Genomic DNA, 22996 nt, shown 5'->3' with positions numbered 1-22996 from the left:
GGCGCCGTGCTCAGGGTTGGCTTGCGACATCAGCTTCAGAGTGTGGAGGCCATCCGGAAGCAGGCTGTTGTGCAGGTGCTTCCGTGAGTGATCATCGGGGAGTTGGTTGTGTCGGGTGGGTCGCGGTGGTTGGCGGATGTGCCCGGCTGTACCAGGCGGGACTGTTCTCGACCCTGGTGTTCACCGGAGGGCCGAATCCGACGAAGCCGGGGCGTTTCCCGCGTGGGGAGGCGGTGCACTTCTCCGAGCACGCTCAGGCTCTGGGTGTGCCCGCTGAGGCGATCGTGGTCGAGCCTCGTGCCCGCAACACAGGCGAGAACATCCGCTTCTCCCGCGAGGCACTCACCCAGGTCGGCGCCGAGGTGAAGTCAGTCCTGTTGGTGTCCATGCCCTACATGGAACGCCGCGCCTACGCCACCGCCCGCAAGGAGTGGCCCGAAGTCGACATCACCTGCACCTCCGCACCCCTGGACTTCGACGACTACCTCAAGACCATGGACAACGAACAGTTCGTGGTCGACATGCTCATCGGCGACCTCAACCGCATCATCGAGTACCCCGAACGCGGATTCGCCATCCAACAAGACATCCCCCAACCCGTCCTCCACGCCTACCAATCCCTCATCAACGCCGGCTACACCAGCCGCCTCCTCAAACCCACCTAAAAACATCGGGCACGCTTCGCGTGGCTCACTCCCCAGCGGCCACTCCGGTTACGCGCCCGCGGAGTGAAGGGCCAAGTGGGGAGCAAGCCCGGGGCACCAGGCCACCAACCACTTGCCCGCAGCACCGAAGTCGCCACGAAAATGAGCCGCGCGCAGCGCGACCTTTCCAAGGCCTCGGCGCCGTTGAGGAGCCGGCCGTAGAAGGAAACCCACCGCGCGTGGCGTCTCCTCTCACCGCGCCATGGCGACATGGGTGTCAGATCGTGAACAGTCCCCAAAGGGTCGCCCAGGGTACGAATAGGGCGGCGCCTAGCGTGGGTAGCGACAGGCCCCAGGTGATGGGAACGGCGGTGCTCCCACTGCCGGCGCGATTGGCTCGGGCCGCGCGGACGCGGCTGGTCGCGACGACGAGAGCGGCGACCACAAGGAAGCTCGCGAGGAGCTGCAGCACCAGCCACGGCAGGGGCCGCCCCAGCACCGTGGTGGTAACCGTGCTGGCGCCGGACATCACGATCGTGAAGAGGTAGACCGGGGTCCCCAATGCGACGCCGATACCGGCGGCACTGCCCGACAGCAACCACCAGCGGGAAGGGTCTCGAGGTCGACGGCGGATCCGGCGCACCAGCATCGTGACCGGCATGGACGCGAAGCAGACGAGCATCAGCAGGACCGCCGTCGCGTGCGCGCCGGACGTTTCGAACCAGGAGAGGGCCGCCACGGGCTCGGTCGAGGTGTCCTGTTCCGGAGCCTCGTCCACCGAGGCGACGGGTTCGGCGGGGTCCAAGGGGTGGATCCACTCGGTCACCAGATCCGGGTAGCCCGCCGCGAACGGCGCCGACCGGTCGACGTCGAATCCGTCCTCGCTGTGGCGCATCCCGTGGTCGGCGTCCGCGACGACGCGGATCGTGTGGTGTGGATGCTCCGCCAAGGCGTCACGCAGCAGCCCCACGCTCTCGCCCGCCGGCACGGAGCGATCGTGTTCCGCGGCGACGATGAGGATCGGTTGGGTCACCGCGCCCATGGTGGCCAGCGGGTCGTGGTCGACGTCGCCGTAGGCGTCGAGGTCGACCAACATCCGACTCAGCCGCTCGCCGAGCGGTGCCAGCAGCGACTCCCGGACGCCGGCGTGCGTCAGGTGGACGCGGTTGCTCCACAGTTGACTCCGGTCCGGGGAGTAGGCGCTGCCCGCCACGGCGACCACGAACGCGACCTCGTCGGATTCCGAGGCGGCGAGCGGGGCGACCCACGCTCCCTCACTGTGCCCCCAGACCCCGATCCGGTCGGGGTCCGTGGCCTCGTGGTCGCTCAACAGGTCGACGGCTGCGAGAGCGTCGGCCGCGAGCACGTCGAACGACATCGCGGGTCGCTGTGTCGGGCGCTTGTCGTAGAGGAGGACGGCGATCCCGGACCGCGCGAGCTCCTCGGCCTCAGCCGTGTAGTCCTGACGCATCCCACCGGCCCCGGTGATCATCACCAGCCCCGGCAGGTCGACGGCGTGGTCCTGTGGGATGACCAGGGTCCCGTCGAGGGCCGCTCCGTCGGAGGGGACGGTGACCTCCTCGGTCACCAACTCGGAAGGCGCGAGGTCCGACGGGGTGGCGTCCGCCCTCGCGGGGAGGACGCTCCAGGCCAGCGCCAGACAGAGGGCGGTGAGGAGCACGACGGCGGTGGGGCGGAGCTGTTTGCGGGCGCACGACAATGGTGCTCTCCTTGCTGGTGGAGGTGCGTACCTGAAGAGGCCACGCGAAGTCGCGTGGTGGGACGGCCTCCACCTCTGGGTCGTCGAGTTGCAGCTCGGCGACCCAGGCACAGCGGTGGCTGCCGGGGAGTATCGGACGGTGCTGTCGGTCCGTGGGTGAGGTCAGTTCATCCGTGCCCCTCACCGTCCATCCCTGTCGCGTCCGAACGGGCATCGGCGGCGTCGGGTGCGTCCGGGGATGGGAGTGCCAGCAGTCGAGTGTGTACGAGCCGGGCGTCGTCGGTCGACGCGGCCGCGTGCTGGTAGCGGCGCAGCAGGGCGAGGTAGTCGCTGAAGAAGTTCTCCAGTTCGGCGCGGGTGACGGTGATCGCCCCGCGCGAGTACTGCAGCGCGTCGCCCCACTCCCCCATGGAGGCCTGCGCCGCGGCGAACCGTTCCAGGTCCTGGGCGTCCGCCTCGAACCACTGTCCCAGCAGCTCGCCCACGGCCGCCTCGGTCTCCGTGTCGCCGCCACGGGGAAGACGCAGGTCAGCGGAACGATAGCGCCACCACCGCTCCCGGCCGTGCGCGCGCTCCGGCACCTCCTCGACCAGCCCGCTGTCGGCGAGGATGCGGAGGTTGTAGCTCGTCCCGCCGCTGGTGACGCCCAGGTCCTTCGCGAGCGTCGTGGACGTCGCCGGTCCCCGTTCCTGGAGATGGCGGAGAATCCGCTGGCGCAGTGGGTTGGCCAACGCTTTGAGCGTGTTCAGGTCAGCCGTGGTCGGCGCCTGGCCGTTCAGATGATCAGGGGACTGATCCGAGGTCATGCCACCGACCATAGCACGCATGGAAATCCGTGCACGCTTTTCCATGCATGCGTTCCGAGCAAATCACGACTGGCGGAGCGCGCGGTGTCGTGCCGCCGCCACTGTCACGAGGCGGCAGCACGGCTCCGAGGTCTCGCTAGTCGTCGGTGGGCAGGTCGATCGATTGCTGGTGGTTGAAGACGTTCATCGGGTCCCAGCGCGCCTTCGCCCGCTGGAGGCGGGGGTAGTGCTCCTTGTAGTAGAGCTCCGCCCAGGTGTAGTCCGACCGGTTCCACGCGGGGTCGCTCAGGTCGACGTCCGGGTAGTTGATGTAGCAGCCGTCGGTGTCGTCGTCGGGGACGGGGACACCGGGAACGACCGGGTTGGCGGCGCTCCCGTACATCCGGGCGTACAGGTCCCGGATCCACGCGATGTGGGTCGTTCCGTCGGTGTCGGACGGCCAGTAGACCTGGTGCTGCATCTTCATGATCGAATCACGTTGGGCCATGGCCGTCTCCACCTCCGACCGGTTGATCGCCGAGCCGTAGGAGTCGATCTGCATGACCGCCTTGGTCACCCCGTCGGGCGGGTTGGTCAGGCCGTTCCACAGTGCCTGGATCTGACGCTCGGGCAACGGGCGACGGAGGTAGGCGGACTTGTACTTGCCGGCCTCGTTGTTGCTGAGGATGGGCACCTGGGAGAGTTTCTCCCAGTCGACGTGCACTGGCTCCCGACTCGCGGTGAGCACCGGGTGCTCCCCGGTGACCTCGGTGCGGTCGACCAGGAAGGGGCCGATCTCGTCGTCGAGGGACCGGACGAACTCCCAGACCCTGTCCTCGGCGCCGGGAATGTCGGCGTCCATCTGTGCCAACAGTCCGATCTTCTCGTTGTTCGACGGAGTGAGCTGCAGGATGCCGAACAGGGCCGCGTACTCGTCGTCCTCGTCCTGGTGGTCCCGGAAGAACTCGCCGAACCGGGTCACGACACGCTTGAAGTCGTCGTAGCCGTCGGGGAGGAAGTCCGCCCAACGCCACCCCGCCTCGACCCGGATGTATCCGGACGGCGCCTTGGGCAGGCCGCGGAACCAGAACCGGGTGACCACGCCGAAATTCCCGCCGCCGCCACCGGTGTGCGCCCAGAACAGGTCGCCGAGGTCGCCCTCGTCGTCGGCGGTGGCCGTGACCAGGCGCACCTCGCCCCTACCGGTGACCACGGCGACCTCCACGCCGTACAGGTAGTCGACGGTGAGGCCATGTTGCCGCGAGAAGAGGCCGAATCCCCCGCCGGTGATGTGCCCCCCTGCGCCGACGGTGTTGCAGGATCCTCCGGGGAGCAGCAGGCCGAGCTTCTTGACGAGTTTCTCGGTGACGTCCCAGTTGCTCGCCCCGGACTCGATGCAGACGGCCTCCATGTCGGGGTCGTAGTAGATCCCGTTCATCAGCCCGACGTCGAGGATCACCCGGACGTCGGGTGAACAGACGAAGTCCTCGTAACAGTGCCCGCCCGAACGCACCGTGATCCGCGACCGCGTCCAGTCCTGCGGCTCCCGCAGCGCGGCACGCAGCGCGTAGACGACCTCGCCGGGATTGCGCACGAGCCGAATGTAGTCGGGCTCAGAGCTCCATCGGGGGTTGAAGCCTCGCCTGAGGGTGGCGTAACGCCAGTCGTCGGGGGTGATCTTGATGCCGCCCTTGTCGTACTCCGTCACGTCCTCGCCTTTCCAAACAGGGGAATGGCCGGTATCCGCGGCCTCGTTCGCGGAGGTACCCGTGAGGACAATCACGAAAAGTAGCGAACACATCGCCTCTTGTTATGTCGTTGCCGAAACCCGACCCCGGGAGTACGCGGGTCGTGGCTGGCGTTGACGTCGACGTGAAGGCGTAGCGTCACTCGCGCCACGGGGTCGGGGAGGGCGGATGCGAATCGGGGAGTTGGCCGAACGCGTGGGGGTGAGTACCCGCGCGCTGCGTTATTACGAGGAGCAGGGAGTACTGTCCTCCGCGCGTACGGCGAACGGCTACCGGGAGTACGACGAGCACCACGTCCAACTCGTGGTCGAGATCCGCACCCTGCTCGCTCTGGGATTCACGTTGGACGACGCCAGACCGTTCCTGGACTGTCTTCGGTCGGGAAGCCCGGTGGCGAGCGCCTGCCCCGACTCCGTGGCCGCCTCCCGTCGCAAGCTCGCCGAGATCGACGCCGAGATTCGCGCGCTGATGCGACGCCGAGCGGCGGTGGCGGACCGACTCGCACACGCCTGTCCGGGCTGCGCCTTCACCCAGGAGGACCTGAATGATCACGTTGACCAGCGAGACCTTCGACGACCAGGTCGTCAACTCCACCAAGCCGGTCCTGGTGGACTTCTGGGCGGACTGGTGCCCACCGTGCGCGATGCTCCCACCGATCCTGGAACAGATCGAACGTGAACGCGGGGACCGCCTGGCCGTCGCGACCATCAACGGCGACGACCATCCCGACATCGTGGCGCGGTACGGCGTGATGGCATTCCCGACGCTGTTGCTCTTCCGCGACGGCGAGCTCTCCCATCGGCTCGTCGGCGCCCGCCCCAAGCGCAAGCTGCTCGCGGAGCTGGACGGGGCGCTCTAACCCGTTGGTCCGTCCGCCGTGACCAGGTCACGCCGCCGGAGACGGGAGGGTCAGCCCGCCCCGGCGGCGGTGCCCGTGGGCGTCAGCGACGTGGCGCTCCACCTCAGTCGGGGTGGGCGCCACAGGTGTCTCTACGGGGTCCGAGCGGCGTGAGGGGGCCGATCGCGCGGCCACGAATTGCTTAACTATACGTCGATGTATATACAAGAACGTATAGTTAAGCTCGCCCTCCACCCTCCAGGAGGCATGGCCATGCGGGAGCTCCCCACTCGCGGACCGACCCGACCCAAGGAACGCGCGCTCGCCCCCGATCTCGCGCGGGGCGTGATGCTGCTGCTCATCGTGCTGTCCAACACCACGCTTTTCCTCTGGGGAGTCCAACTGGACCCCTCCGGACAACCCGTGGCAGCGGGGAACGCGGACCGCGTCGTCCAGTTCCTGATGGTGACGCTCGTGGACGTGCGGGTCTATCCGCTGTTCGCGTTCCTCTTCGGCTACGGAATGATGCACGTCTTCCTGCGGCAGACCGCCGCGGGCGCCACGGAGTCGGACACCGTCCGGCTTCTGCGCCGCCGCGGTGTGTGGCTCGTGGTCCTCGGCTTCCTCCACGCCGCCCTGCTGCTGCCCACGGACGTACTCGGCGCCTACGGCGTGATCGGTCTGGTCCTGGGGGCACTGCTGCTCAGCTCACGTGAACGGGCGCTGCGCCGATGGATCTGGACCGGGGTCTCCCTGCTCACCCTGCTGTTCGCGGTCGGGATCACCGGCCTCGCCCTGTTGTGGAGCGGAGCGCTCGACTACTTGGCGGGCGCGAGCCAGTCGGGCGATGAGCTGCCCAACCCGTTCACGGCGGCGGAGACCTCCAGCTACGCGGTCTCGGTCGTGCCGCGACTCGCGACGTGGTTCGGCGTCACGTCCCTGACCACGCTCGGCGTGACCGCCCCAATCGCCATGCTGCTGGGCTTCTGGGCGGCACGACGCCGGATCCTCGAGGAACCCGGGCGGCATCTCCCCCTCCTTCGCCGCGTGGCGGTGGGCGGCGTGAGCCTCGGCCTGATCGGCGCGCTCCCCACCGCCCTGTTCACCGTCGGCGTCGTCGAACCCCCCGAGACCGGCGGTCTTGAGGGCCCGATCGGACTCGCCATGAGCTGGCCCACCGGACTCGCCGGGGGGCTCGGCTACGTGGCGGTCTTCGCGCTGGTCGCGGTGCGCGTGGCGCGCCGAGAACGCCAGGGGATGGTGACGGTCGCGGTGGGATCGGTCGGGAGGCGCTCCCTGTCCTGCTACCTCGCGCACTCGCTGGTCATGGCGCCGATCCTCGCCGGGTGGGGGTTGGGGCTCGGGGAGCACATGACCATCGCGACGATGGCACTGTTCGCGGTGGGGACCTGGTTGGTGACGGTGGTCGCGACCGGACTCGCGGAGCACGCGTCGAACCCGGTGGTCCGCGCGGGGCCGGCCGACTGGTTGTTGCGCCGGTTGACGTACGGTCCCCCCGCTGGGCGGACACCCGTGACCTGACGTCCGAGAGGGCCGATAGTGCCGATGGCTCAGGAGATCCCGGTGGACGCGTCGGACGACACGGGCGCCGGGGCCAACGCGAGAACCATCGTGTCCGCGTGCTCGCGGCGCTCCACCACCTCATAGCCCTCCGCCGAATAGAGCGCGGCGGCGGGATTGGCGCGTTCGACGCTGAGGCTGATGTGGGTCAACCCGCCCTCCCGGGCGGCGTCGGCCGCCGCGCGCACCAGGGCCCGGCCGACACCGTGCCCGCGTCGGTCCGGAACGACGCCGACCGCCAGCTCGGGGATGTCGGGGGCGACGAATCCGTGCGAGGGCCGCGCGGAGGTGAAGAACCGGAGCCAGGCCGCGCCGATGCTCCCGCGCCCGGCCTCGACCGCCACCACTCCGATGTCGGTGGCCCGGGGCCACCCCGTGACGTAGTGCGCGATCGCCGGATCGGCGAGGGTGTCGTCCCGGCTACGGTCGGGGTGGCTGGGCGTGTTCGCCGCGTGCACGAGCATGTCCGCCAGGAACTCCGCGTCGTCGGCCGTCGCCGGGCGAATCACCACATGGTCCATGAGCGTTGAGTATTGGGCCGCGCGGCCCGCCGCGCAACCGCTTTGTCGGACGGCGTCGTTCGCTGACCTCGGCTACTCCCCGCCGCCCCCGTGGAGTCGTCGCCTGGAGCGGAAGGCGGCGGCCTTGCGTCGGTTCTGACACGCCACGGAACAGAACCGACGGGTCCCGTTGCGGGAGGTGTCGGCGAACACGCGGTCACATGCTGAGGCCGAGCAGATACCGAGCCGGTCCGCGGTCGGGCCGCCCAGCACCACGGCGAGCGACGTCGCCATGGAGGCGCCGGACCCGATGGCCCACCCGGCCTCGGCCGCGTGGAAGTGCAGGTGCCAGGGTTCCCCACCGTGCCGGGACAGGACCGGCATGGCGTGCGTGTCGGCCATCAGGGCGTTCACGGTCAGGCACGCGGTGTCGAGGTCGCCGACGTCCACGGCCGCGAAGACCGAGTGGAGACGGTCGGTGTACCCACGCATCTCCACGACTTCGGCGTCGCTCGGCATCCGGTAGGAGAACCGGCCCTCGGCGGCGAACGCCGCGGCCACGCCGGCCGGCGTCGCGTCGCCGGGGTACTCCTGACCTCGGCGATGGCCGGGCGTCAGGAGGTTGACGACGTGTACGGTCACCCCCACGACGTCACTCAAATGACTGTCAAAATCCACTTGACCAGTCACCTCTCATCCACGTAATTTCGTCACTGTCGAACTTTACATGGACAGTGACGGAGCTGCGTGATGGCGGAACCACAGACCCCGGCTGACATCCCCGCGGAACTGGCGGCGACCTGGATCGAGCGTTGGGACGCTCAACAGGAGGGCTACATCCCCGACCGCGAGGAACGGTTCGCCGTCCAGGCCGACGCGGTCGCCCAGGCCGTGGCCGGCGTGGACAACCCGGTCATCGTTGACCTCGGCTGCGGGCCCGGGTCTCTCACCGCGCGTCTCGCGCAGCGGCTACCGAGGGCGACGTTCATCGGGATCGACGCCAACGGGCTGCTCCTGGCGCTGGCCCGTGCGCACTACGGGGAGATCGCGACCTGGGTACACGCCGACCTGGGCCAGCCCGGCTGGGAGGAGACCCTGCCCGAAACCATCCACGCCGCGGTCTCGTCGACCGCCTTGCACTGGATGGACGGGGATGCCCTGTCCTCGGTGTACGAAACGCTGGCGGCGCGCACCGCGCCCGGCGGGATCTTCGCCAACGCCGACCACCTCCCCCTCCCGGACGAGCGGCTCAGCGCCATCGCCGACGCGGTGGCCGTCGGACGACAGGTACGCACCGAGACCGGCGAACGTGAGGGCTGGAAGGACTGGTGGACGGCCGTTCTCGCCGACGAGACCCTCGCCGCGTGGAACACCACCGCCGGCCGTCCGGACAAGGACCAGCACGAGGCCGCCGGGGCCGAACACCACCACGGCACCAACGAACTCAGCGCCCAGGCACACGTCGACCGACTGCTCAGCGCCGGTTACCGCTCAGCGGGCCCCATCTGGCAGGCGGGCGACGACCACATCCTGGTCGCCCTTCGGTGATCGGGTGGGCGCCCGCGGGGCTCACCATGTCGAGGCTGGGAGAACAGGGGGGTGCCTTACCTCGGCGCCCACTGAGGATCATCACACGCCCCACCCACTGTTCGGTGAGAGTCCTCCCAACGGAGCCCCTCTGCCCCGCCACCGCCCTGACTCCACCGGGGGGCGTCCACCTCGTTGTCTCGGCGATGTGCCCTGTGACGTTCGCGGCGCGGAGGGCGGGTGGGTTTGGATCGCGGCGTGGATTGGTTCCGGTGCTGATGTGGCCGATGGACCCGTCCCACGGTGATGCCGGCCGGGACGAAGCGGGACTGGGGCCCTCAGGAGAACGGGCCGGAGGGCTGGAGGCGTCGACCATCACGGCTCTGCACAGATCCGGCAGCGGCCAGGCCAACCCTTCAGCCACCGGGCCAGCGGGCCACCGGGCGCGGGTCTGGGCTGGCGTGCGGACTCAGGGCCTTCGGGCGGCGGGACGTCCAGCATCCGCGAAGACGTGGGGAGTGTTCGCAACGGGTTTTCTGGTGAGGGAGGGGCCCTCGTCCCTACTGGGGTCGCTGCGCGGATGGTGCCCCTGCGGGGGCCGGGCTTCCTTCGACTCGCACGACGATCCGTGCTGGGCACCCTGGTTGGCTGTTCGAAAGGATCGACACAGCGAACGCCGCCCCGACGGTCGCGAGCCCAAAGCGCTCCCAACAGGCACAGCGGTGCAAAGAACCCCACCTAGCGCCGGCGGACGAGGAGCGCTTGGGCACAGGATCCCACGTGCCCGTGCTCGTCGTGCAGCGCGGTGAGGGCGGTGCCCACTCCGTCGGTTCCGATGACGGTGTTGGCGTCGAGTCCGGTCCACGCGCCCGAGGGCTGGCGGTGGAGGTGGACCGTGACCTCGGTGTTGATGAAGAGCCAGTTCCGGGGATCGAGCCGGTTGGAGACGCCGCTCCCGGAGTCCGCCGCGGCCATCAGGCGTTGCAGGGGCGTGGGGTCCTCACCCGTGACCAGGGGGACGCGCTGGCGCGCCCACACGGTCGCGGGGCCCTCCTCGCCGAGGGACCCGCGCAGGCTACGCCACTCCATCGCGTCGATGTAGCCCGGAAGCCACCCCGGGGGGCGGTCGAACTCCGTCCCGGTGTGCGCCGGGGCCAGCGGTGGTGACTCCCCCGCGGCCTCGGCGGCGGAGTCACTGGTGGTCATGCGCCAGGCCCGCGCCACGGCGACGGCACGGTCCGACGTCGACAGCGTGGCGGACAGCAGCTCGACCGAGCGGCCCGGGCGTTCCACCTGGGTGGAGACGTACAGGTCCCCGACCGGAACCGGCCCGAGGATCTCGACGGTGATCCGGGCGAGTGTCGTTCCGGCTACCCCGTCCACACGTTCGAGGGCTCGGGTCATCAACGCCGACGGGGGCCCCAGGTGCTGGTGCCCCGGCGTCCACGGTCCGGACGTGTGGTCGCTCGCGCTAAACCATCCCTCCCCCAGGTCGGTGAAGAACCCGTCCGTCATCGCCGCATCTCTCCGTCAGTCGCCCGCTGTGCTCCTGCGAGAGTAGTGGCCCGGCCGGGCCCCGCCACACCTACTGCTGGATCGGGGGAACCACCGGAGCCTGCTCGGTCGGCACGAGCGGGAAGCTGACGAACGACACCACCAGGAACAACACTCCGACCACCACAAGCGCGGTCGCGGCCCAGGACACCCAGGGGGCCGTGGTCGCCCTACGGGTCGCCAGAGCGACCACGCCGAACACCGCCGCGAGCGCCGCCAGCAGCCCGTTGCCCAGCACCAGGTTGTTCACCACCGCGAGCTGCGACCCGCCCTGCTGTCCCACCAGCTCCGCCAGCAGTTGTATGGGCTGCGCGCCGAAAAACAGCGCGGCGAGCAGGAGCAGCCCGATGGCGGTGCAGGCCTCGGCGAGGGTGGACCGCCCCGGAGGCGGCAGCGCGGCCGCGCCGACCCCGGCCCCGGAGTCGGTGTCGGAGTCGGTGTCGGCGCCGACTCCGGCGTCCTCAGCGGTGCCGTCCACGTCGCCGTTCTCGCCGGTTGGCGTGCCGCCCGACCGCGCGTCTCCGGTGGCGGCGTCGGACTCCGTCGTGTCTGCGTCTGGGACACCCCTGTTGCCGGGCTCGTTGGCGTCCTCGTCTGATGTACTCATCAGTCCCACCGTAGGGGAAAACAACTCAGCGTGACGACATAATCACAGCAAGCCGGGGTTCCGTGTCATCCCACGTCAGCCGGTGAAGACGCGCGCGGCGGCATCCGCCACGGCCTGGTCCTGTTCCCCGGTGCCTCCACTCACCCCGACAGCGCCGACGACCGCGCCGGAACCGTCCCGCAGCGGCACCCCACCCGCGAAGATCATCACCCGACCGTGGTTCGACGCGTGGATCCCGAAGAACTGGCCGCCGCTCTGCGAGTGCTCGGCGAGGTCCTTGGTCGCGATGTCGAACGCCCGCGAGGTGAACGCCTTGTTGATGGAGATGTCGATGCTGCCGATCCACGCGCCGTCCATTCGCGCGTGCGCGACCAGGTTGCCTCCCGCGTCGACCACCGCGACGTTCATCGGCTGGCCGATGTCGCGTGCCTTGGTCTCCCCCGCGTCAATGATCCGACGTGCCTGCGCCAGCGTCACACCCATGGTTCCCCCTCAATCCTGTGTGGCCCCATTCTCGGGGGAGAAACGGCTCTGAGGTGGGCAAACAGTGGGCGTGTCCATGGATGATTCGGCGGCGGCCCGACCCGCGGCGCGGGGGGCGCGGTGTGTCCACGGTCCCGGACGTGGCGCGTACCGGCATCGTCAACGAGACTCGTGGGCGGACCATCCCCAGGTGAGGCTTTCTCGCGCATGACGCGGTCGCCAGCCATGGGGACGCCTGGCGTTCGGTGGCTCCGTCGGTCGTTGTTCACTCTGATCGGTACCTGGGGCGATCCTCCCAGGCATGACCACACGGGAGCCAAGGACGTGGCACGCGAACGTGGCCGAACGTACCCCGGCGTGGTGGTGCGCCTCCATGACGCGGAAGGGAGCCGGCGCCTGAGCCGGCCCCACACCGCCGCCTTCGGTTTCGTTGCTTCCGTCGTCGTTCGCCGCCTTGTACTGCCCGCTGGATCGCCCGAAGCTCTCTCCTTGAGAGAGCTTCGGGCGACCCCCCGTCCGGTCCACGGAACGTGAACCTGGGACACCGCCGGCCCCCGTGCACCAGTTCGCGCGCTGCCGTCGGAGAACCACACCGAGAAGCTCCGCGCCCCCACGGATCCGCCGGTCAGTCCGCTCAGTCCGCGACGAGGCGCGCCCCGAGGCGACGACGGTTGAAGCTGCGCGGGAGTCGGACGTCGCCGGTCCCCTCCCGCTGTCGACGCACGACATAGGTGCCAGGAGCGAGTCCGCTACCGCCGTGCTCTGGGTGGATGAGGTAGGCGGGGCGCGTCGTCGTGAGCGCGCCGAGGGAGAGACCAGAGCCGTCGCGGATGTGGGTGACCCAGCGGCACGTGCCTGGCTCGGCGACCAAACAGTGCGGGTTCCCGCCCGCGGCGCTGCGCAGCAGGTCCAGCCCCTCGGGTGGAACGTCGCGCCAGCCGTGGTCCGGGGGGAGCACGACGTCGTCGCGCACGAGGTCGTGGGGAATCACGATCAGGTCCCCCTGAGCTTGGAGGTCGGCGATGACAGGGACGGCCACCTCTTGTTCCAGGTGGTCCAGGACCTGTACACCGCTCAGTCGGGTGAGGTCGGACAGTGTCTTGCTCATGCGCATCACCGTGGGATGTCGTCGTGAGGATGGGTGAGGGGGAAGTGTTCACCCCGAGCGCGGGATCGGGGATGTTCAGGTGCGGCGGACGAGCCGCGCGTACTGGGAGCCGGTCAGTCCGTAGGTCCAGCCGGCCGCGGCCAGGGGGTCGTCGATCCCGTCCGGGACACTGATTCCATAGTTCCGACGCCGCCCGTCACGTTCGAGGGAACCGTTGCGGACCAGCAGCAGGCGCGACGGTGGGAAGCGGGCGTCTGGGGGGACGTCGTAGAGCTGGAGCTCCGCCCCGGGGTTTCCGGGATCGGGCGCCACCGCGACACGACACAGCCCCGCCTGACTGATATACGTGGGCCAGCCGACACGCTCGATCGCGGTCCGCCGCACCTCCACGTTGCGTTCGGCCGCGATCCGCTCGACCGTGGGCTCTTGGAGCACCCAGGCGGGCACGAGTGTGCCGTGCACGACGTGGATCCCCCACCCGTCCCGGTACTCGACCGCCGGATGGTCAGTGTCGTGCAGCCGGATGTCCCCCTGCTCGGCGGGCGGCACGACCTCGTGGCGGATCGCCGTTGGTCGTTCCGCCACCACACAGAAGTTCTCCCGGGGCCACCACCAGCCGCAGGAGCGCGCGAGGGCGATCCACGGGGCGAGTTCCTCGGCGTCCGCGCGGTTGAGGGTGAGCAGTCCGAGCCGACGCCAGAGGTCGATCCGGGCGAGCCACGGCGCCTCGTGCTGTCCCGCGAAGCTCACGCCCTCGCCCGCCCCGACCAGGGTGGTGAACGCGGTGCGCAACGGCGCCTTCACCGCGTCGTGGACCACCCGTTGGACCGAGCGGGCCGCCGCCTCCGCGGCGGACTCCGTCGCGGACCGAGGCCCGCCTTGACGACGCCCCCAGGCGGGCACGAGGGACTGCCCGGTTCTCGCGTCCAGCCGGTGGCGTAGCGCGAACATCCGGTCGGCGACGCGGTTCGGCGTCGCCCAGTCGCTCCCACACATCCGTTCCGGCGCGTACCGCAAGGGTGGGGGTGCGGGAATGTCCACATCGAGGTGTAACAGTCCACGCGGGGAGTCGACCCAGTGAATTCGGGGTGGTTTCGCACCTACGGAGGCGTAGATCGCCTCGATCGCGGCTTTGGCCGTCACCCGATCGGCCGGTTCGGTGCACAGCGCCCACCGCACCCACTCGTCGCGGATCTCCTGGGCAGCCTGCTGGGGGCTTTGGGGACTCAAATCAGTACGCGGGATCTCCGCCCCGCGCGGGCCCGTCATCGGGCAGCGGCAGGGCCGCCTTTCCAGTCACTCATGGCAACTTTTGTACCTCAGCAGCACTCCCGGTGCAAGGGATTCCGCCCGAGCACGGCGGCTGAGCCATGACGCTAGGGTGTCGATCGCACCGACACTCGGCACCGCCCCTACTGCCCCCAGGACGTGGACGATGTGTGCGCGATCCCCGCTGTTCGACGAGGAGTACCGGTGGCCGATGCCTCCGACCGACGGCTCCACCTCCGATGATCTTGACCGTCTTCCCGGGCTTCCTCCCCACAGCGAACTGATCGACGGCACCCTCGTCCTGGTGGGGCCACAGAGGCTCGCGCACTCACTGACCTTGTACGTGCTGGAGCATGGCTTGAACGTCGCAGCCCCTGAGGACCTACGTGTGCGGCGAGGGATGACCGTGACTCTGGGGCCCAAGCAACGCCCCGAGCCCGACATCCTTGTGGTCGAGGCCTCTTTCGAGACCGACCCCACCGGGTCGGAGACCTCCTACCCACCACATGTTGTACGTCTGGTGGCCGAGGTGGTCTCCCCGGAATCCGAAGAGCGGGACCGCAAGCGGAAGCCGCACCTCTACGCGGAGGCGGGGATCCCCCACTTCTGGCGGGTCGAGCAGGGCGACGACGGCCCTGCCGTGTTCACCTACGAACTGGACCCCTCGACCCGCTCCTACCACCTGACCGGGATCCATCATCAGCGACTGCTGCTGACCACGCCGTTCCCTGTGGACATCGACCTCACGCGGGCGAACCGTCGCTGACGAGCGTTGAGCCCCCGGGCCTGGTCACCGGCCGGCGACCCCCTCAAAGGCTCCGGTTCGGGCTTGTTCGACGAGGTCGGCCAGTTGGTCGGCGCTCATTTGGATTCGTTGGCCGAAGTCGTCGGTGAGGACGACACGTTTCTCCGGTTCGGCGGCTGGGTCGATCCACAGTTGTGGGCAGCCGCAGTCGCACTTTCCACAGAATGTCGCCACCGGGACGAGGGCCGGTGGTTCAGGCGTGGCAGACATGGTTCGCACCTCCACTGTGGTCTTGGTCGGTTCGGGGGTCGGCCAACCTCACCTGGCTGACAGAGATCCCTGTCAGCAGTGGAGAGCGGAGCCTCACCTCAGACGGTGAGGTGATCCCGCGCGTCCGCGTGGCCGGCGACACCGGCGCAGTGGGCACAGCAGAAGACGTCCATTCCGGCTTCGATACCGTGTCCGATCACCCGACAGCCACAGTTCCCGCAGGTCGGTGCGAGCTTCTGGATCGCGCACTCGAAACTGTCGAAGGTGTGGACCCTTCCCGCCATGTGTACCTCGAACGCGCGCAGGTACTCGTTTCCGCAGACTTCACACGTAGCCATGGGTACCTCCATGTGACGCGGCGTCACCCTAGGCCCAACCCGTGCCCGTGCCCTGAACCACGCAAACCGGACTTGGTTCCTCGGCCCCGTCGTCAGGAGGCCACAGGGGCGCGTGGGGCGACGCGATCGTCGTCGCCCGGGGTCGCCCGTCGGGCACACGTGGCGAGCGCGGCGGCGAACTCCCGGACCGGGGACGTGGTGTTGCCCTCGGGCCAGGCCAGGCCCAGGATCGAGGGATCGAGGCCGGTGACGGGGACGTTCACGATGTCGGGGCGAGAGTGGAGGGCCGCGGTGCTGGCGCACATGAGCATCGCTCCTCGGTCGGCGGCGATCAGGCTCAGCGCCTCCTGGAACGTGCGCGCGGTGTCGCCGTGCGGGATGGCCCGGCCGGACGGCGTCTGGTGGGGGGCCTGCACCCGGGTCCAGTAACGGGGCGCGGGTCCCGCGATCTCCACCAGGCTGGTACGGGTGAGGTCCTCGGCGGACACCTCGGCGAGACGGGCGAAGGGGTGACGTGTGGATACCGCCAGGGTCTGCGGCTGTTCGGAGAAGGAGACCCCCACCGTGAGGTCGTCCTCCTGGACCGGAAGCAGGACGACGGCCGCGTCCACCTCCCGGCGTCGCAGCGCTCCGAAGGGGTCCGAGTAGGGCAGTTCGACGATCTCCACCTGGCACTCGGGACTGGTACGCCGGAACTTCTCCATCGCACTGGTCACGGGCTCGAGAATCGCCCCCTGGAACCCCAGGCGAAGGCGGGACCGGACACCGCGCGCCGCACTCTGGGCATCGGTGACCACCGCGTCCAAGTGGTCGTACGCGGGGCGGAGAGAGGCGAGGAACTCCCCACCGAACGGGGTGAGGCGAACGCGTCGGCTCGTTCTGTCGATGAGTCGCACGCCCATCCGTCGTTCCAACTGGCCCAGCATCTGACTCACACGCCCCTGGGAGACGCGCAGACGCACCCCCGCTCGGCCGAAGTGCAGTTCCTCGGCGAGAACGAGGAAGCACTCCAACTCCCGAATCTCCAGCCCCCGCATACCGGCTCCTTTCGTCACAACCGTGACTCAACCCGAAACGAAAGCCCTGTGACCTGCGTCGATGAGCCTACCTCATCGACGCATAAGCACTTCGCCGTTGTTCCGTCGTGTCGGCACACGTTGAGTGGCTCCCATGAACTCCGCCAAGCAACACGCGACCCTGTCGTCGCCCACCGTCCTGTCGCCCGCACGCGCGTGGCTCGCCATCATCGTGGTGTCTGTGGGCACCTTCCTCGTCGTGACCTCGGAGATGATGCCGGTCGGGCTGCTCACCCCCATGGCGTCCTCCCTGGAGACCACCGAAGGCACCATCGGACAAACTCTCACCATCACCGGCGTCGTCGCGGCGGTCTCCGCGCCCGGCGTTCCGCTGCTCGCCCGATCCGTTGACCGCAGGAACCTCCTCGCCGCCCTGATGGTCCTGCTGTTCGTGGCCAACGCCATTACCGCCTGGGCCCCAACGTTCAGCGTGGTCGTCGTCGCCCGCGTCCTGCTCGGCGTCGCGATGGGCGGCGTCTGGGCGATCGCGGCGGGGCTGGCCCCGCGTCTGGTCGCCGGCCGGTCGATCGGCTCCGCGACGGCCACGATCTTCAGCGGCGTCGCCTTCGCCTCCGTACTCGGCGTTCCGCTGGGCACCTTCCTCGGGGCGCAGGCCGGGTGGCGCACCGCTTTCCTGGTCATCGGAGCGGTCGGGCTGCTCGTCGCCATCGCACTGCTCGTCTCGCTCCCACGGCTTCCGGTCGAACAGAACGGCGGGCTGACCGGAATGTCGCGGTTGCTGCGGAACCCACGGGTGATCACGGGCCTGTCGATCATCGTGCTCCTGGTGGGTGGTCACTTCGCCGCGTACACCTATGTGCGGCCCGCGCTGGAGCTCTACGCGGATGCCGGCCCCAGCCTCATCGGCACACTCCTGCTCGTGTACGGGATCGCCGGCGCTGTCGGGAACTTCGTCGCCGGGCCACGCGCCGTGCGGGCGCCCCGCGCGACGGTCAGCGTGATCCTCGTGGCTTTGGGAACGTCCACGCTCCTCATGCCGTTCCTGGCCTCGACCGCCACGAGCGCGGGCGCGGTGCTGGTGCTGTGGGGCCTGGCCTACGGCGGGGCCTCGGTCACTGTGCAGGCCTGGATGATGGCGTCGGCCCCCGGCGCACGCGAAACGGTGTCGTCCCTGGGGGTCGGGGTCTTCAACCTCAGCATCGCCCTGGGCGCGACGACGGGTGGAGTCGCGGTCGACGGCTTCGGCGCCACCGCCGCGCTGGGGACGGCGACCGTGCTGGCCCTGGCGGGACTGTTGGTCGCGCTCCTCGGGCGCGCACCACGCACACAACGGCCCGAAGCGGCCACCGTTCCGGCGGAAAAGCCCTGAAGAGGACGCTCGTGCCTTTGGTAATGTCCCGGAAATGCGGCACACGTTTCATGTCGACCTTCGGGGAATCGTCGACCTGCTGAGCCATAATCTGTACACGAGTCCCCGGGTCTTCATGCGTGAGGTCCTCCAGAACTCGGTCGACGCAATCACCCAGCGCCAGTCCATCGACAGTGCCGCGCGGGGACGAATCCTCATCGAGGCTCCGAACGTCACCGGGGACGGGACTCTCCGCATCCACGACACGGGGGTCGGACTCACCGAACCCCAGGTGCACGAGTTCCTCGCCACGATCGGGCGTTCCTCCAAACGAGACGACCTCGGCTTCGCTCGGCACGACTTCCTCGGGCAGTTCGGCATCGGGCTGCTGTCCTGCTTCATGGTCGCCGACGACATCGAAGTGGTCACCCGCTCCGCCGAACCGGACAGCGACACCGTGGTGTGGCGGGGTAACGCGGGTGGCCACTACGTCGTGGAGACGACCAGCCCGCGTTCGGAGCCCGGCACGACGGTGACCCTGTCACCACGTGCCGGGGCGTCACACTGGTTCGCCCCGGCGACGGTGCGGGAACTCGCCGAGCACTACGGCGGCCTGCTTCCCTTCGACGTCTGGGTCGGGCACGAGCGGGTGAACGCGGCGGACACCCCGTGGGCCCGGGACTCCACCGAACCGGCGCGCCGTGAACGGCTCCTGCGGTACGGCCAGCGGATCCTCGGTACCGCCCCGTTCGACGTCATCGACCTCAACGTCCCCGAGGCGGGGCTCTCGGGTGTGGCCTTCGTGCTGCCCACGCCGACGCACCCCACCGAGCGGCCGAGCCACCGCGTCTACCTCAAGCGCATGCTGATCGGCGACCGGGTGGAGCGGCTCCTGCCGGAGTGGGCGTTCTTCGCCCGCGGTGTCGTCAACACCGAGGAGCTTCGTCCTACCGCGAGCCGGGAACAGCTCTACGACGACGAACTCCTGGAGAGCGCCCGGGAGGCGCTGGGGACACAGCTCAAGGACTGGATGACCGGGCTGGCGACCACGTCGCCGACGCGGCTCTCGGAGTTCCTCCGGGTCCACGGGCGTGGCGTGCAGTCCCTCGCCCTGCACGACGACGACATGCTGCGCCTCGTCGACCAGTGGCTGGAGCAGGAGACCAGTGACGGTTGGATGACGATGACGGAGTTTCGTCGTCGCCATGGCCGCATCGTCCACACCACCACGGTGGACGAGTTCCGCCGGTTCTCCGCGGTCGCCGCCGCTCAGGGGGTCGGGCTGGTCAACGGCGGGTACAGCCTCGTCAGCGAACTACTGGAACGCCTCCCTCGCTTGGATCCGTCCCTGCGGGTCGAACAGCTGGACCCGACGGTGCTGGCCACCCGGTTCGACCCCGTGGACCCAGCGAGCGACGCCGCGGTGTCCCGCTTCTGCGCGGCGGCGGGTCCGGCACTGGAAGCTCTCGGGTGCGTGCCCGACGTGCGTGCGTTCGATCCGCCGAGCCTTCCCTCCCTCTACCTGAAGAGCGACGCGTGGCGGGCGCACACCGACCGGACCGTCGCGGCGCGGGAGGCCAAGGGCGCGTGGGCGGACCTCCTCGGCTCCATGGACGCTGCCCCGGCGGAGGCCCGACCGGTGCTGGTGTTCAACTACCGCAACCCGACAGTTCGCCGGCTGGTGACGATCGACGACGCCGAACTCGCCGAGGCGGGCGCGGAGGCGTTGTACAGCCAGGCCCTGTTGGCGGGGCGCCACCCCATGACGCCGGCGGACACCGCGTCGACGAACCGCTCCTTCCTGTCCCTACTGGACTACGCGCTGCACCGCTGACGGGTCCAGTCACAGTCCGCGTCGCGGTCGTCCGGCGCCCTCCCAGGTCCCCGGACGCCTCCGTGCGCCCGCCTTCTTCCGAACTCGGCTCACCGGAGTCGTCGCCACTCCCCAACCCCGAAGGGCTTCCCCCATGCACACGACCCAAGCCGAGCTGTACCAACGGCTGGCCGACGCCCGGCGGCTTCCTCCGGGAACCGTCCGCGCCGCGACGATCCGGGAACTCGCCGAGGAGGCCGAGTCCGCGGAGCTCGTGGAACCACTTCTCGACATCCGGCTCGAACTCGTCTACACCCTGGGTGTCCCCATCGCCCGCAAGGAGTCGGTGGACGAGGTGATCACGGCGTTCGCGCGGTGTCTCACCATCTACGACCAGCGTCCGGAGCTGTTCACGAACGAGCGCCTGGACGACTTCTGGGCCGGCCTGGGCCTGGTCGGCATCGCGATGAAGGACGCCCCCACCTTCCCCATGGATCGGCTCCGGGGAATCCTCGACGACATGGAGACCCGCGCGCGGCCCGACCGCGACGATCTCCACACCATCGAACTGGTCCGCCTGCAACTGGAGTCCCGGGCCGGCGACACGGTCGCGGCCGACGCCGCGCTCGGCCGGCTGAGGCCCCTCGACCCGCCGCCCTACGTGAACCACAGCGCCACGGTCCTGGACATGGTGGTCTACCTGGCCGAACTCGAGAGGGACCAGGACGCCGTCGACGCGGCCGAACCGCTTCTGAGCGGACAGGTCCCGATCCGCTCGGGGGACGGCGAGGTTGACCCCCGCGGTCGACTGGCCTGCCTGCTGCTGCCACTCGTGCGGCTGGGTCGCCTGGAGGAGGCGGTGGAGATCCACCGCCAGTCCTGGCAGAGCAACGGCATCGAGCCCGACATGGCGCGCAACATGGAGTTCTGCGTCTTGACGGGCAATGACGAACGCGGTCTGCAGATCATGGGCCGGCTCATCGAGGACGGACTTCCGAGCGCCAACTACGACGAGCTCCGCATGGCGTGCGCCATGGCCCTGGTGTGCCGGCGCATGGTCGACCTCGGGCGCGGTGAGGAGACGTTCAGCCTGAACCCGGACCCAGAGCACCGAGAGACGGGAAGCTGGACCTTCACCGAGCTCCACGCGCACTACGTCGCCGACAGTCTCCGGTTCGCCCGCGACGTGGACGAGCTCAACGGGATCACCGCCACGACCGAGTGGACGCGGGCCCGCCTGGACGCCCAGCCGCTGCTCGACTCACTCCCACTCAACAGCGTCGCGCTGCGCACACGCCGAATCCGTGAGGAGGAGTCCGCTCGTCCGGATGAGTCCCAGCCGCCCTCCCTCCCGGAGTCGGCGGAGGAGACGCTGGCCGAGGCGGAGCGTGCGGCCCAGCTCTACGACTTCTCCCGTCTCCCCCTCCTCCTGGCGCACCTCGACGCTCTCCAGCCCGAAACCGATGAACTCTTCGCGGCGCGGCGCGACGTGGTCCGGTGCGCGAGTGACAGGGACACGGTGAGCCGGATCGAGCTCCTTCAAGGGGCGGTCGAGACCCTCGACCGACTGGGGGAACAGCGTCGGGCTCGCGCCTGTCGCGTCTCCCTGGCGAGCGCCATGTTGGGCGTCGAGGAGCACCGCGAGGCGGGGCGAGCGATACTGGAGGACACCCTGGAGTTCCTCCGAGCCTCGGACGCCCCCTATGACGAGGCGCGCGCCCTGCTCACCCTCGCCGACTACCGCGAGACCGATGGGGAGTTCGAGGCGGCCTTGGACGCCGTGAACCAGGCGGAGAAGGCGCTCACACGGGGCGACGACGCCGCGCGCACCGACGTGCTCCAGGTACTCGCGTTGGGCGACCGTGCGTCGCTGACCGTCCGAGCCGGCGATCTCACCGCGGGGCTGGACCTCGTCGAACGCACCCACGAGCGGGCGAGGCGTCTGGGCGCCCCCTTGGTAGAGGCCGACGCTCTCTTCCGCCTCGGCCAGTTCCGGCATCAGGCCGGCGACATGGAGCGAGGGCTGGACGACCTCCTCCAGGCGGCGACCCTCGCCGGTCCGGGAACCCGACTCGCGGCCACCGCCCGATCCCTCCGCGGCGAACTCCTGCTCTCGACCGGCCAGTTCGACGAGGCGATTCCCGAACTCGTGGAAGGCGTCGCGATGTTCACCGCCCTAGGTAGTCCCATGGCCGAGGCGAACCGACGACTGCTGGCGGACGCCTACGCGCGGACGGGGCGGTGGTTGGAGACGGCGGAGACCGCGGAGGAGGTCGTCGTCGCGGCCGACCGAACGGATGGTGAGGTCGAGAACCGCCTCGCGGGCCGCTGGTTGCTCGCCACAGCCCACGAGGCGCTGGGCAGGCCAGCCGACGCGCTCCGCCGACTCGACGAGATGTTGGAGATCCCGCATGCCCCTGCCCGGACCGGCGTGATCCAGACCATGGCGGCCCGGATTCTCTACCGCGCGGACGCCGACGCCCCAGCGGCGGAGAGGTTCCAGTTGGCGGCGGACGCCTACACCACGGCGGACTTGGCGGACCAGGCGATTCCGTGTCTCATCCAGCGAGCCTCCGCGTCGCATTACTCCGGGGACAACGACACCGCCCTCACTGTGCTGGACCAGGCGCGGGAGATGACCGACTCCCTTCCCACCGAGAGCGACGACGAGTCGCGGACCAGTACAGAACTCACGGCCCAACGGCTACGGACGGCCGCCACGATTTACGCCAACCTCGGAGAACTCGAGGCGGCAACCGAGTACTCCCACGAAGCGGCGAAGCGCTTTCGCGAACTCGACGCCAACCTTCCGGCGGCGCACAGCGAACTCATGGCCGCCCGAATCTTGTCCCGTGGACTCGGGCGTCCCACCGACGCCGAGGACGCGATCCAGCGTGCGCTGGGGGACGCCCCCGAGGATCCGCGGGTCCGGCAGGACGCGGACGAGATCCGCGCCGAGCTGACGAGCGACACCGACTCCCCGAACGATTCCTCGGCATAGAACCAAAACATCCGACATTCAATTCCCAGCAGAACCAACCAAAAGTCGCCGCGTTTATCCGCGTTAACTCAGTCGACGCC

General features: G+C 69.4%; 22 protein-coding genes. 9 read left to right on the top strand and 13 right to left on the bottom strand.

What is annotated here, in order from left to right; translation table 11 throughout:
• Positions 1–83: 83 nt before the first annotated feature.
• Complete coding sequence (locus J4H86_RS18675) at positions 84–665, top strand: YdcF family protein (protein WP_236539127.1); 582 nt, start codon at positions 84–86, stop codon at positions 663–665.
• 256 nt (positions 666–921) lie between these two features.
• Here the strand turns inward: J4H86_RS18675 and J4H86_RS18670 are convergent, their stop codons facing one another.
• The 3 genes from J4H86_RS18670 to J4H86_RS18660 all read right to left on the bottom strand — a co-directional run bounded on the left by J4H86_RS18670 (position 922) and on the right by J4H86_RS18660 (position 4857).
• Positions 922–2364: an alpha/beta hydrolase family protein gene (locus tag J4H86_RS18670; protein WP_236539126.1), complete on the bottom strand. Its 1443-nt coding sequence runs from the start codon at positions 2362–2364 to the stop codon at positions 922–924.
• Between the two features lie 167 nt (positions 2365–2531).
• Entirely contained in the window at positions 2532–3170 is a 639-nt protein-coding gene (locus tag J4H86_RS18665) for an ArsR/SmtB family transcription factor (protein WP_236539125.1), read from the bottom strand.
• A 136-nt stretch (positions 3171–3306) separates the two neighbouring features.
• Positions 3307–4857 (bottom strand): FAD-dependent oxidoreductase, encoded by a 1551-nt coding sequence (locus tag J4H86_RS18660; protein WP_236539124.1) that lies wholly within the window; start codon positions 4855–4857, stop codon positions 3307–3309.
• Between the two features lie 208 nt (positions 4858–5065).
• Here J4H86_RS18660 and J4H86_RS18655 point away from each other — a divergent pair, with 208 nt between their 5' ends.
• The 3 genes from J4H86_RS18655 (at position 5066) to J4H86_RS18645 (ending at position 7277) form a co-directional block, all read left to right on the top strand.
• Positions 5066–5575: a MerR family transcriptional regulator gene (locus tag J4H86_RS18655; protein WP_236539123.1), complete on the top strand. Its 510-nt coding sequence runs from the start codon at positions 5066–5068 to the stop codon at positions 5573–5575.
• Positions 5505–5756 carry a thioredoxin family protein gene (locus J4H86_RS18650; RefSeq protein ID WP_236539121.1) on the top strand — a complete coding sequence of 84 codons (252 nt, stop codon included), beginning with the start codon at positions 5505–5507 and terminating at the stop codon, positions 5754–5756. Before J4H86_RS18655 ends, J4H86_RS18650 begins: the two co-directional genes overlap by 71 nt.
• Positions 5757–6002: 246 nt before the next feature.
• Complete coding sequence (locus J4H86_RS18645; RefSeq protein WP_236539120.1) at positions 6003–7277, top strand: DUF418 domain-containing protein; 1275 nt, start codon at positions 6003–6005, stop codon at positions 7275–7277.
• 29 nt (positions 7278–7306) lie between these two features.
• Here the strand turns inward: J4H86_RS18645 and J4H86_RS18640 are convergent, their stop codons facing one another.
• Both J4H86_RS18640 and J4H86_RS18635 read right to left on the bottom strand, forming a co-directional pair.
• Positions 7307–7837, bottom strand: a complete 531-nt coding sequence (locus tag J4H86_RS18640; RefSeq protein ID WP_236539119.1) for a GNAT family N-acetyltransferase — start codon at positions 7835–7837, stop codon at positions 7307–7309.
• A 72-nt stretch (positions 7838–7909) separates the two neighbouring features.
• Positions 7910–8494 carry a CGNR zinc finger domain-containing protein gene (locus J4H86_RS18635; protein WP_236539118.1) on the bottom strand — a complete coding sequence of 195 codons (585 nt, stop codon included), beginning with the start codon at positions 8492–8494 and terminating at the stop codon, positions 7910–7912.
• A gap of 72 nt (positions 8495–8566) precedes the next feature.
• Between J4H86_RS18635 and J4H86_RS18630 the strand changes: the two genes are divergently transcribed.
• The gene (locus J4H86_RS18630) at positions 8567–9364 is read left to right on the top strand and encodes a class I SAM-dependent methyltransferase (RefSeq protein WP_236539117.1); all 798 of its coding nucleotides are present in this window, start codon (positions 8567–8569) and stop codon (positions 9362–9364) included.
• Positions 9365–10081: 717 nt separating this feature from the next.
• Here the strand turns inward: J4H86_RS18630 and J4H86_RS18625 are convergent.
• From J4H86_RS18625 to J4H86_RS18605, 5 genes are all read right to left on the bottom strand, one after another.
• Positions 10082–10858 (bottom strand): thioesterase family protein, encoded by a 777-nt coding sequence (locus J4H86_RS18625; RefSeq protein WP_236539116.1) that lies wholly within the window; start codon positions 10856–10858, stop codon positions 10082–10084.
• A 70-nt stretch (positions 10859–10928) separates the two neighbouring features.
• Positions 10929–11504: a hypothetical protein gene (locus tag J4H86_RS18620; protein ID WP_236539115.1), complete on the bottom strand. Its 576-nt coding sequence runs from the start codon at positions 11502–11504 to the stop codon at positions 10929–10931.
• A 75-nt stretch (positions 11505–11579) separates the two neighbouring features.
• Positions 11580–11987 carry a GlcG/HbpS family heme-binding protein gene (locus J4H86_RS18615; protein ID WP_236539114.1) on the bottom strand — a complete coding sequence of 136 codons (408 nt, stop codon included), beginning with the start codon at positions 11985–11987 and terminating at the stop codon, positions 11580–11582.
• A gap of 634 nt (positions 11988–12621) precedes the next feature.
• Entirely contained in the window at positions 12622–13095 is a 474-nt protein-coding gene (locus J4H86_RS18610; protein ID WP_236539113.1) for a hypothetical protein, read from the bottom strand.
• Between the two features lie 75 nt (positions 13096–13170).
• Positions 13171–14325, bottom strand: a complete 1155-nt coding sequence (locus tag J4H86_RS18605; protein WP_236539110.1) for a DUF6745 domain-containing protein — start codon at positions 14323–14325, stop codon at positions 13171–13173.
• Between the two features lie 205 nt (positions 14326–14530).
• Here J4H86_RS18605 and J4H86_RS18600 point away from each other — a divergent pair, with 205 nt between their 5' ends.
• Positions 14531–15130 carry a Uma2 family endonuclease gene (locus J4H86_RS18600; protein WP_236539109.1) on the top strand — a complete coding sequence of 200 codons (600 nt, stop codon included), beginning with the start codon at positions 14531–14533 and terminating at the stop codon, positions 15128–15130.
• A 24-nt stretch (positions 15131–15154) separates the two neighbouring features.
• Here J4H86_RS18600 and J4H86_RS18595 read toward each other — a convergent pair whose 3' ends face one another.
• The 3 genes from J4H86_RS18595 to J4H86_RS18585 form a co-directional block, all read right to left on the bottom strand.
• Entirely contained in the window at positions 15155–15379 is a 225-nt protein-coding gene (locus J4H86_RS18595; RefSeq protein WP_236539107.1) for a hypothetical protein, read from the bottom strand.
• Between the two features lie 98 nt (positions 15380–15477).
• Positions 15478–15717, bottom strand: a complete 240-nt coding sequence (locus J4H86_RS18590; protein WP_236539105.1) for a hypothetical protein — start codon at positions 15715–15717, stop codon at positions 15478–15480.
• Positions 15718–15809: 92 nt separating this feature from the next.
• A complete protein-coding gene (locus J4H86_RS18585; protein WP_236539103.1) occupies positions 15810–16754 on the bottom strand; it encodes a LysR family transcriptional regulator in 945 nt (314 codons plus the stop codon).
• 133 nt (positions 16755–16887) lie between these two features.
• Here J4H86_RS18585 and J4H86_RS18580 point away from each other — a divergent pair, with 133 nt between their 5' ends.
• The 3 genes from J4H86_RS18580 to J4H86_RS18570 all read left to right on the top strand — a co-directional run bounded on the left by J4H86_RS18580 (position 16888) and on the right by J4H86_RS18570 (position 22916).
• Positions 16888–18123, top strand: coding sequence for an MFS transporter (locus J4H86_RS18580; RefSeq protein ID WP_236539101.1), 1236 nt, complete (start codon positions 16888–16890; stop codon positions 18121–18123).
• A 34-nt stretch (positions 18124–18157) separates the two neighbouring features.
• The gene (locus J4H86_RS18575) at positions 18158–19936 is read left to right on the top strand and encodes an HSP90 family protein (RefSeq protein WP_236539100.1); all 1779 of its coding nucleotides are present in this window, start codon (positions 18158–18160) and stop codon (positions 19934–19936) included.
• Between the two features lie 133 nt (positions 19937–20069).
• On the top strand, positions 20070–22916 hold the full coding sequence (locus tag J4H86_RS18570) for a hypothetical protein (RefSeq protein ID WP_236539098.1): 2847 nt from the start codon (positions 20070–20072) through the stop codon (positions 22914–22916).
• Positions 22917–22996 lie beyond the last annotated feature (80 nt).

It is taken from the genome of Spiractinospora alimapuensis, from assembly GCF_018437505.1.
Classification (GTDB): domain Bacteria; phylum Actinomycetota; class Actinomycetes; order Streptosporangiales; family Streptosporangiaceae; genus Spiractinospora; species Spiractinospora alimapuensis.
The sequence above is the reverse complement of the archived record's forward strand: the minus strand, read 5'-3'. Positions and strand labels throughout refer to the sequence as shown.